The sequence below is a fragment of the Alkalinema sp. FACHB-956 genome (assembly GCF_014697025.1).
Lineage (GTDB): Bacteria > Cyanobacteriota > Cyanobacteriia > Leptolyngbyales > Leptolyngbyaceae > Alkalinema.
In genome coordinates this window covers 1-11,117 of sequence record NZ_JACJRC010000023.1, presented here as the reverse complement: position 1 = coordinate 11,117, position 11,117 = coordinate 1, and the positions used below count along the sequence as shown (strand labels likewise).

Sequence of the window (11,117 nt, the reverse complement as noted above, 5' to 3'; positions counted from 1 at the left end):
CTTGAGCTTGAAATGATTACGTAAATTGATAAAATCGGCTAATTTTAACGAATCTCTGAAAATCTTGCAATGAATCTATAGATTGTTGTTTACTCAGATGTTTTTTGACTACATTAATGGGGAATTAGTAATGAATAAGGAACTGGAGTTATTCCTAGGTCTTTTTAATTGATGCTCTTATTAGAGATAGGGGAAATAATGCGAAGTCGATCTCCTTTCGGGATTCAAAATGCGGTCAGCAGTCGGTCTGCGATCGGGATCGGTGGGGTAATGGCGATCGTCCTCACAGCACTGCCGGGTTATGGCCATACCCAGCCCAGTCCGGTGGGGCCCAGTATCCTTCCAAAAGCACCGCCTAATTTTCCTCCGGTTACCGTTCCCTTAACCCCAGCCACCCAGTCGATCGTTCCGGTGGATGCAAATCCTGGAGTGGGAGATGCCTACATTTTAGGGGCAGGGGATGTGGTTCGGATAGACAGCTTTGATACGCCAGAACTTAAGTTTGAAGATCGCTACACTGTCTTGGTGGATGGTACCCTGAATTTACCTTGGGTTGGTACAGTGTCGGTGACCGGACTTACACTTCCCCAGGCAGCAGCGGTTTTATCCCAACGCTATGCTCGGTTTATTCGAAAGCCTATTATTACACTCAATGCAGTGTCTCCCCGTCCCCTCAAAATTGCCATCCTGGGCCAGGTAAATCGTCCAGGCTCCTACATTATTCGACCGATCGGGGATGAAAGTTCCACCGCCAATCTCAGCACCCGCCAGGGAGGCAATGATGTGGGTAGCCAGTGGCCAACCCTCACTCGAGCCATCCAAGCAGCCGGCGGCGTAACGCAAATGGCGAATATCCGTAATATCGAAGTGCGACGATCGCAGCGTCACGGGCAAGAAGAAGTGCTCAATGTCGATCTATGGAAGTTTTTGCAAGCCGCTGAACAACAACAGGATCTTTCACTGCGGGATGGAGACTCGATTCTGATCCCTGAAGCAAAAGACCTCCTGCCCCAGGAGGCATTGGAAGTTGCCAAAAGTAACTTTTCTCCAGAACTGATTAAAGTTGGGGTTGTGGGTGAGGTGACTACACCTGGATCCCTCAATCTTCCGCCCAATACGTCTTTGAACCAAGCGATCTTAGCAGCAGGGGGATTTAAAGATGGACGAGCTCGGAAACGGGATGTGGAGCTAATTCGACTCAATTTAAATGGAACTGTGACTCGAACGAGTGTTGCGATCGACTTTTCTGAGGGGCTTAATGATAAGGCAAACCCACCCTTGCGCAACAATGATATCGTTGTCGTCAAACCCAATGCGTTGGCTAGGACATCTGATTTTCTGAGTGTTCTCCTCAGCCCACTTACGGGAGCACTCGGCGTGTTTAAGCTACTAGGCTTATAGGGCTGTTGGGAATGCTAGTCCTGGTTATGACAAGCAAGTGACAAGCAAGTGGCCAGACATGGGTCGTAGAAAGTCCATTGCTAGAAACGCAGAAATCACAATTTAGTATCCAATGTAAGGGGGGCAGTCATGGTGAAGGGCGAGGAGAACATAGAATTCAGAGAATCAGCACCAGTCCTCTCTCTCAAGGAGGGAAAGGGGCGGTTAGAGTTGGTCATTTCCAATGACTCCAATCAGCCCTCTGATTTACAGCGCATCCAGCGCGGTCTGAATCTTCGTCCCTTAGGCAGAACGGTACGACGTAATTTGTTGCTAGTAGCAGGAATTGCTGCAGCCTTAACTGCTTTTACCGCAATGAAGAGTCTCAAAGCCCCACGATCCTATTCCGGGGGCTTTCGCCTTTTGGTAGAACCTATTACGGGAGAAGCCAAGCTCACTGATCCTTCGGTTCTCTCACGCGGGGGGGAAGCCTCAGCATTTAGTGTAGACTATCCAACCCTTTTGCAAGTCCTGCAAAGTCCAACCCTGCTCTCCAAAGTAGCGGAACGGGTCAAGAAAGATTATCCTCTGGTGACGACCGATGCTCTTGTGACAGCCATTGGTTCCAAGCAGTTAGTGGTGCAGCGCATTGGAACCAACCTGCTGGATAACACGAAATTGATTGATGTGACCTACCAAGGCAATAATCCCTATCAAGTCCAGGCAGTGTTAGAGGCCCTGTCCCAGGAATATCTTGCCTATAGTCTAGAAGCCCGCAAGTCTCGGATTAGTGGCGGTGTGGAATTTATTGAAGGTCAGTTACCGGATTTAAAGCAGCGAGTCACGGTTTTGCAAAAGTCCATGCAAGGTTTGCAGGAACGGTACAAATTGACCAATCCCAGCAGCAGTGGTGATGATTTGGTCAAGCAAGCCTTGACTGTTAAAACACAAAAAGAAGAAGCACTACGAGAATTACAGGAGCAGCGGATTCTCTATGCTAGGCTGCAAAATCAGCTGCAGCTATCGCCCCAGGAAGCGATCGCAGCCTCCGTACTGAGCCAAGATCCAACCTACCAGAAGTTGCTGGCGGATCTCAAGCAAATTGATAGCCAACTGGCCATTCAGGATGCTCGATACAGTGAAGAAAGTCCTGTTGTACTAGCACTCCAGGATCAACGACGCAATTTAGCGAATTTGCTGGCCCAGGAAACCCAACGAATTGTCGGACGATCCCAAGCTCGCGACACCGACAATCCCCAAGTTCTAGCCTTCCAAAATTCAGTTCGCTTGGATCTTATCAAACAACTGGCAGATGCAGCGAATCAAATTCAAGTTTTGGAAGTTCGCAGCCGCGCCTTGGCCAGTACAGAACAGGAGGCCAGTCAAAAAATCGAACAAATTCCGCAAATTATCCGGCGATATAACGAATACCAACGGGAATTGGAAATTGCAACACGGACGTTGAATCAACTGACGATTCAACGCGATACCTTGAGCGTTGAGGCTGCCCAAAAAGAAGTTCCTTGGCAACTTGCAGCGAAACCCGCTCTGCCCTTGGATAAGAACGGGCAACCCGTACCCATGCCCCGGGATATTAAGAAGAAGGTACCCATGGGGGCGGTGGGAGGAATTATTCTGGGGATTATCTGTGCAGTGCTTCTCGAAAAAATCCGGAATATCTTCTATGTCACAGAGGATGTGCAGGATGCGGTCAAAGTTCCTGTGGTGTCGGTTATTCCCTATAGCAGACAGGTCAGCCTGAGCGAGGATAATTCCTATAACTGGTTACATCGCATTCATCTGAGTGTGATGCACAACACGTTATTCCGTGAATCTTTTAATAATTTACTGGCAGGTTTACGGTTTCTCGGAGCGACTCAGCCGATTCGATCGCTGGTCATTAGTTCCGCATCTCCTGGTGAAGGGAAGACGACCGTTGCTGTTCAGCTCGCCCAGACAGCCGCTGATGCCGGCCAAAAAGTATTATTGGTAGATGCCAACTTTCGGCTACCGCAGGTTCATACTCACCTGGGATTGGATAATCACCTAGGATTGGCAGATATTCTGGAACAAAAACAAGATCTTGCTGATTGCATCCAACCGGCCCCGGATAGCAAGAATCTGATGGTGGTGACCGCTGGTCATTTTTCGGCGGATTCCCCCCGTAAGTTGGCTTCCCAACAAATGAAGCAACTGGTTGATGACTGGGGTGAACAGTTTGATTTAGTGATCTACGATTCCCCCCACCTTTTAGGCATCACGGATTCCTGCTTTTTGACGGCCTATGCTGATGGATTGTTGTTAGTCGTGGGAATTCGAGCGTCCAAGCGATCGATCGTTATGCAAGCCTTGACAACATTACAAGAATTTCAGTTGCCGGTTTTAGGTGTCGTGACTAATCATCCTCGTTCAGTTTCGGGAATGTCCTACGGCTACCAAAGACCGATTTATCATTCGGAGCCACGGGTCTCCGATCGTCGATCGAAAAGTCCTTCGCTAGATAGTTAACTCCGTGGATTCAGAATCATTAAATTAAGATGTCTGTGCAAAGCATTCACAGTGAAGAGTGGAGAATTGAGTATATGGAGAGCCCATTTTGTTAGTAGACAGTCCCCTGCTGCTGGCATCGTTGATTGGAAATGATGTCCCCAGTTTCGTGTTATCTGTGGTGACCATTCCTTCCGTCGCTCAGTTCTTAGGTTGGATTTTCTTGGGCTGTGCTGTGGGAATTATCATTCCCATTGGTATTCTTTTTCTGGAATGTCTTACAGCGCTTCTGCCGGATTCATTACCTGAACCCGTGGGTTCATCTATCTTGCAAGGATCGCGTCCTTCCCTAGATATCTTAATTCCTGCTTATAATGAAGGGGAAGGAATGATCCCAACCCTACAGACGATTCAAGCACAACTCTATCCTGGCGATCGCTTGATTGTTGTAGCAGATAACTGTGATGATGACACAGCCGCAATTGCGAGAACCCAAGGGGCGATCGTGCTAGAACGCCATGATCTCCTACGACGAGGTAAGGGCTATGCTTTAAATTATGGCTTGCAGGAAATGGCCAAGGCTCCACCGGAAGCCGTCATTATTTTTGATGCCGATTGTACAGTCCATCCCGGCACAATTGATCAGCTAGCCTATCAAACGATTGCTTTCCATCGCCCCATTCAAGCGCTTTATCTTCTCTACCCTCCCCACCATCCCCCCAAACCCAAGGATGCCATTTCCGCCTTTGCCTTTACCGTCAAGAACTGGGTGCGGCCCCAGGGTCTAGCGCGGTTGGGTCTTCCCTGTCTGTTAACAGGAAATGGTATGGCCTTTCCCTGGGCCATTATTGAAAATGCCTTTCTCGATCGGGGTAACTTGGTAGAGGATATGCAGTTAGCCATTGACTTGGCCATCTCGGGGCATTTACCGAAGTTTACCTCGCAGAGTAAAGTCACTGGATTTCTACCCTCCGATGGCCGTGCAGCCCAGAGCCAAAGAACTCGCTGGGAGCATGGCCATTTAAAAACATTGCAGAAGCAAGTTTGGGTACTCTTGAAGGCAGCCCTACGTCAACGCCGTCTCGAAATCGCCGCGATCGCCCTCGATCTCAGTATTCCACCCTTGGCACTCCTGGTGATGGTTTGGGCTGGTTTATTGATTTTGTCAGTTCTGACTGGTTTGTTGGGCAATTTCTGGTTGCCAACGGTTGTTCTAGGGACTGGAGGGGGGCTCTTGATGGCAAGTATTCTAGTTGCCTGGTACCGATTTTGTCGGGATATGGTTTCTTTCCGTCAGTTATTGGCCGTTCCGCTTTATCTGGTTTGGAAAATTCCCCTTTATTTGCAATTCTTGATTCGCCCCCAGTCAGAATGGATACGCACCCAACGGGACTCCAGTGATGTCGCCCCCTCTTCCCATCTCTGAGGTTCAAGTCTTAAGGATTTTTAGGGCTGGCTATGAAATCAATTGCTGCTTTGAAGTGAAAGTCCTATGAAAATTGCCTATTTGGTTAATCAGTATCCTAAGGTGAGTCATAGCTTTATTCGGCGGGAAATTGCCGCAGTGGAAGCGACAGGGCTAGAAGTACAGCGATTTTCTATCCGTTCCTGTGCGAATGAACTAGTTGATCCCGCTGATCTCGAAGAACTACAGAAAACGCGAATCATTTTAAATCAAGGTTTTTGGGGTATTCTAATTGCAGGTTTTCAGGTTTTTCTAGGTCATCCAGGTCGCTTTTGGCAGGCATTACAGCTTGCAATTCAGTTGGGCTGGCAGTCCGATCGAGGGCTGTTGCGGCACCTCATTTATCTTTTAGAAGCTTGCACACTGCTGCAATGGTTGATGGCAGCCAAGATTGATCATGTCCATGCCCATTTTGGGTCAAATTCCACAGCGGTTGCCTGTCTGTGCCATGCTTTGGGTGGCCCTCCCTATAGTTTTACGGTACATGGCCCCGATGAATTCGATCGACCCCAGGCAATGAAGTTAGCCGAGAAGGTCAAGCGGGCCAAATTTGTTGCAACGATTAGTTCCTTTAGTCGTAGTCAACTTTACCGTTGGTGCTCTGTAGAACAATGGCCGAAAATTCAAGTGATTCGTTGTGGCCTAGATCCCGATTTTTTGGGTCAAGCTATCACACCAATTCCTGAAACGCCCCATCTAGTTTGCGTAGGTCGATTGTGCGCTGCCAAAGGTCAGTTATTACTGGTAGAAGCAGTACGACAATTAGTGGCAGAGGGCTATTCTCTGCACCTCACACTCGTGGGGGATGGAGAACTTCGACCCCAACTGGAAAGCTTAATTCAGCGCTATGGTCTACAAGCATCCATAACGATTACGGGATGGGCCAGCAGTACAACGGTGCAACAGTACTTACAATCGTCGCGGGCGTTAGTGTTACCCAGTTTTGCAGAAGGATTACCCGTAGTCATCATGGAAGCCTTGGCCTTAGGCCGCCCGGTCATTAGCACTTACATTGCAGGTATTCCAGAATTAGTGGAACCTGAAGTTTGTGGTTGGCTCATTCCGGCGGGATCTATAACCGCCTTAGTCAATGCTTTACGTGCTGCACTGACCATTTCAGTTACTCAACTCCACCAAATGGGGCAAGCCGGATTTGACCGCGTCGCCGCGGCACATCAGATTAAATTGATTGCCCAAAATCTGATCCAGCTGTTTCAAACCCCCCTGCCCCAATTAGATACTACTGATCCCCCGAAGTCTCCAAAGCTTTGAGCATTAGTTTTCCTACCTTTAATCGTAGCCCTTTTGCTCTGACAGCGCGCTATCACCGCCCAGCACTCTCAAGAATCGATATGTCAACCTCCTACCTCAAGGCTGCCACAGACAAAATCCGTACTCTGCTCCAACAACCATCTTCCCTCAAGCAACTCGTCCTGCAAGGAGCACTCTGGAGTGTTGGGCTATACGGATTGAGCACTATTATCCGGCTAATCAGTAGCATGATAATGACCCGGTTGCTCTTTCCAGAATTGTTCGGCTTAATGAGTCTTGTCCAGACCATTATAGTAGGTCTATTTTTGTTTTCGGATCTTGGCACGAATGCAACAGTTGTTCGGCATGAACAGGGGGACGATCCAGAATTACTCAATACCATTTGGACTGTGAAGATTCTGCGTGGGTGTATCCTTTGGGTATTCTGTTGTCTTTTAGCACAACCTGCTGCTACTTTGTATCAAGAACCTCGACTAGTTTGGCTATTACCAGTCATGGGCTTGAGTTGCATTCTAGATGGCTTAGGATCTACAGCAATCTATACTCTGACACGCCACCTAGAAGTTCGTCGTCTTTCTCTTTATTCCCTCCAGACTCAACTGATTGTTACGGTGTTGAGTATTGCGATCGCTTGGTTTACTCGAAACATTTGGGCATTAGTACTCAGCCAACTTTTGAACATGATAGTTCTTACCGTTTCTTCCCATTTATTGATTCCTAACTATCGGAATCGATTTGCCTGGAATCGGTTCTATTTGAAAGAGTTGCTCTCGTTTGGCAAGTGGATTCTGCTGTCAACAATTCTCACATTCGGAGCTGGACAAATCGATCGCTTCCTATTGGGAAAACTACTCTCCTGGCAAGTTCTGGGAATCTATGGTGTAGCTCTTTCGATTTCAGATATTCCTCGAAATGTTGTTACTAATCTATCCGATAAGGTCATTTTTCCTGCTGTTGCTCAGTTATTGAGTTTGCCACGAACGGAGCTACGAACAAAACTTCTGAAAAACCGTCGCGGATTTCTTTTGACGATTGCTGTTGGGTTTTCAGCCTTTGTTTGCTTAGGGGATCTCCCAATTTTAATTTTGTACGATCAGCGATATGCTGAAGGTGCTTGGATGCTACCGATATTAGCACTCGGATGGTGGCCTAATGTCTTAGCACAATCTAGCCACCCTATTTTGATTGCTCTTGGGAAGCCACAGTATCAAACCTGGGGGAATACTGGGAAATTGCTCTGGACTGGTTTTGGCTTACCCTTTGGATTTGCACACTGGGGAATACTAGGTGTAATTGTAGTGATTGCTTTAAATGATATTCCCCTTTACCTAGCAACTGCTTACGGTCTTGTGCGTGAAAATCTTAACGTCATTTGGCAAGATGTGGCAATCAGCCTCACCTTTTTAGTAACTTTGTTTGGTCTGGTTTGGCTACGCTATACTCTTGGGCTAGGTTTCCCGCTCGAGCGGTTGTTCTCTACCCAGAATATATAGGCTGTTTCAATGTCGAGCAGATCGCTTACTCCTATGGTGCAGTGTAATTCTAAGCTTGAATTTTGTAGACGTATTCTAAATATCCAAAAATTTGAAAAGACCATTGTAAAATTGATCTGCCTTCTGTTGGTGAAAATTTTTGAGTTATAAATCACTTTTGTTTTATTTATGAAACGGTACCATATCGCTGCAACTTATCCAATTTATTTCTCTAACTGGGGAATTTCCCACATTTTTCTATCTCTCTGCCGCCCAAGAATGCAAGCTCCCATTGAGTTTACGGGGATTGTTTCTGCGATAGCTGAACAGGATGCTCTGAGAGAAAACATTCGTCCTTCCATTCCCGATCGTTTTAAGGGAATATACTATCGCTTAAGAATTGATCAAAAGGTAACGGAAAAGAACTTCCTAAAGCAACTCAAAAACTATGATGCTGCCTACATTTGGCCTGCAATTTCTGTGAATACATTTCTGCGTGCTCGAAAACAGAATAAGCCAATTTTCTTAGAAAGAGTAAATTGCTTTCAAGGGTTTTCCAAGGAGATTTTAGATGATGCCTATCAACGTTTAGGGTTGATTCCTCAACATGGCATTACTGACGAAATGGTGCAGGATGAGATTAGAAAAGTTGAGCTATCTGACTTACTATTTTGTCCTGGAGCTTTTGTTAAAGACTCCTTTCTCAAAGCAGGGTTTCCTGCCGAAAAACTAGTTGCCACTAGCTATGGTTGGTGTCCTGATCGCTTTGCCCAGTTATTGAAACAATCGCCCTATCAACCTGTTGTTAATCGTCCCTTTACCGTTTTGTTTGTGGGCTCAATTTGTGTACGCAAAGGCGTCCACCTATTAATGGAAGCCTTTCTCAAGTCAGGAATTGAGGGACGACTGCTTCTCTGCGGTAAAATTGAGCCAGCGATCGCAGAAGCATGTCGAGATTTGTTGAACCATCCAAAAATTACTTGCTTACCCTTCTCTTACAATGTCACCGAGGTTTTTCAGCAAGCCGACGTCTTTGCTTTTCCTACCTTGGAAGAAGGGGATCCTCAGGTCACCTATGAAGCTATGGCCCACGGTCTTCCTGTTTTAGTGTCTCCTATGGGAGCAGGGGTTGGAGTCCGTAATGGTATTGACGGTTGGGTTTTACCTCCCTATGAGCAGGATGCTTGGATTGAAGCACTCCGCACCTTAGCCGCCAATCTCAATCAAGGATACCAAATGGGGCAAGCAGGCTGGAAAAATTCTCAACAATTTACCTATGACAAAGTTGCTGAACGCCGTGCTCATACCATGTGGAAAATTTTGAGTGAAATGTCTTAAATTCACATTCTAATTTTTATATGTTTATCCTCATTCCGATAGTTCTATTTGGCTGGCTGGGTATTGTTTTTTTTCTGTTTAAACATTTACCGCCCCACAGAGCACTCATTATTAGTTTTGTCACCGCCTATCTCTTTTTACCCGTTTACTCCTATCCCATTCCTGGGCTGCCTGCCTATGGAAAAATGAGTGCCACTTGCTATGCAGTTTTATTCTCCGCTATTTTCCTAGATTGGTACTACGTGAAATTATTTCGTCCCAGCCTGATCGATTTGCCCATGTTGGTCTGGTGTACTTGCCCTTTTATGTCCTCAATGATGAACGGCCTGGGAGCTTATGATGGATTTCGAGCTGCCTCAGAGCAAATCGCCTATTGGGGGGTCCCCTACTTTTTTGGCCGACTCTATTTAGGTAATCTAGCAGGTCTCAAAGCCCTCGCGATCGGGATGTTGGCTGGAGGCGTGGTTTATGCACCACTGTGTCTTTTTGAATTCCGGATGAGTCCCCAGCTCCACACAATGCTCTATGGGGTTCCGGTCAATGACTACGCATTCATGCAATCCATTCGTAAAGGGGGATATCGTCCCATTTTATTTAATGTTCATGGTTTGTCCGTTGCCCTCTGGATGGCACTCGTTACTATTATTGGTATTTGGCTGTGGCAATCTGGTACCCTCACTCGACTCTGGAGAATTTCCATTCACCATCTGATTGGGGGGTTAACGGCGGTTGTAATTATTATTCAGTCCACTGGAGCTTGGCTATATTTACTTTTATCATTTGCAATTCTAATTACTATCCGGTTCTTACGCACTACACTTTTAGTACTAGTCTTAGTCGCTACAATCGCTTCCTATCTATATGTCGCAACGACCGGCGCGTTCAATGGCGATCAGTTAGTGCAGTTAGTCTCCAGTACTATCAACCCCGAACGGGCTCAATCTCTGGAATTTAGGTTCGACAACGAGAAAAATCTAATTACTAAAGCCCGTCAGCGAATGTTATTTGGATGGGCCGGTTGGGGGAGATCGCGGGTTTATAACGAATATGGCTTGGATGTTTCCGTGACTGATAGCTTTTGGGTAATGACCTTTGGGACAACCGGAGTGTTTGGATTAACCGCAGTTACTACTGTCATTCTCCTCCCCGTTGTGTTGTTGACCTATTATTACCCTGCTAAAACTTGGTTGCATCCCAAAATTGCACCCGCCGCCGCAATTGCAATTGTCCTTGTTTTCTACATGATGGATAACTTGGTAAACTCTATGGGAAACAGTGTCTATGTATTAGCCATAGGCAGTCTATCAGGACTCATTGCCCAAGAACTTCGATCCGAGCAACTTGGTCTGACAGGCATTAATCTCCAAGTTTCGGAAGAATTTCTCCAGAATCAACGCACTCTCCAACAAGCTCTTATTGCACCGGAGCACACTCCCTCTAAGCCTAACCGTTATCTAAGCAGTTAACACCCATTGCAATTTCTATAATTAACAACGTCTCTCATCCTCTCTACTCTTTGTACGTTTTGTGGATTACCATTTATTTTTGACTATTTGATATCAGTAGACTATCTAAATCTGGAGTTTGGACTAAAGGATTAGAAGCAGAGGAAAATTGCCCAACCTGCTAAAGTGGCTGAGTTCTGTGAGAGACGGTGCCAAAATCAGGACATTATGCCGCAGGCTCCGTCCTCGATTTCGGTA

At 46.5% G+C, this 11,117-nt stretch carries 7 protein-coding genes; all 7 read left to right on the top strand.

Annotated features, from left to right (window positions below; genetic code table 11):
• Nucleotides 1-198: 198 nt before the first annotated feature.
• The 7 genes from H6G21_RS19660 to H6G21_RS19630 all read left to right on the top strand — a co-directional run bounded on the left by H6G21_RS19660 (nt 199) and on the right by H6G21_RS19630 (nt 10,880).
• Entirely contained in the window at nt 199-1,401 is a 1,203-nt protein-coding gene (locus H6G21_RS19660) for a polysaccharide biosynthesis/export family protein (protein ID WP_190575118.1), read from the top strand.
• 210 nt (nt 1,402-1,611) lie between these two features.
• The gene (locus H6G21_RS19655) at nt 1,612-3,888 is read left to right on the top strand and encodes a tyrosine-protein kinase domain-containing protein (RefSeq protein ID WP_190575117.1); all 2,277 of its coding nucleotides are present in this window, start codon (nt 1,612-1,614) and stop codon (nt 3,886-3,888) included.
• Nucleotides 3,889-3,976: 88 nt separating this feature from the next.
• Complete coding sequence (locus H6G21_RS19650; RefSeq protein WP_199307338.1) at nt 3,977-5,293, top strand: glycosyltransferase family 2 protein; 1,317 nt, start codon at nt 3,977-3,979, stop codon at nt 5,291-5,293.
• A gap of 66 nt (nt 5,294-5,359) precedes the next feature.
• Nucleotides 5,360-6,604 (top strand): glycosyltransferase family 4 protein, encoded by a 1,245-nt coding sequence (locus H6G21_RS19645; protein ID WP_190575116.1) that lies wholly within the window; start codon nt 5,360-5,362, stop codon nt 6,602-6,604.
• 80 nt (nt 6,605-6,684) lie between these two features.
• Complete coding sequence (locus H6G21_RS19640) at nt 6,685-8,097, top strand: oligosaccharide flippase family protein (RefSeq protein WP_190575115.1); 1,413 nt, start codon at nt 6,685-6,687, stop codon at nt 8,095-8,097.
• Between the two features lie 258 nt (nt 8,098-8,355).
• Nucleotides 8,356-9,414 (top strand): glycosyltransferase family 4 protein, encoded by a 1,059-nt coding sequence (locus H6G21_RS19635; protein WP_190575114.1) that lies wholly within the window; start codon nt 8,356-8,358, stop codon nt 9,412-9,414.
• 20 nt (nt 9,415-9,434) lie between these two features.
• A complete protein-coding gene (locus H6G21_RS19630; RefSeq protein ID WP_190575113.1) occupies nt 9,435-10,880 on the top strand; it encodes an O-antigen ligase domain-containing protein in 1,446 nt (481 codons plus the stop codon).
• Nucleotides 10,881-11,117: the final 237 nt, after the last annotated feature.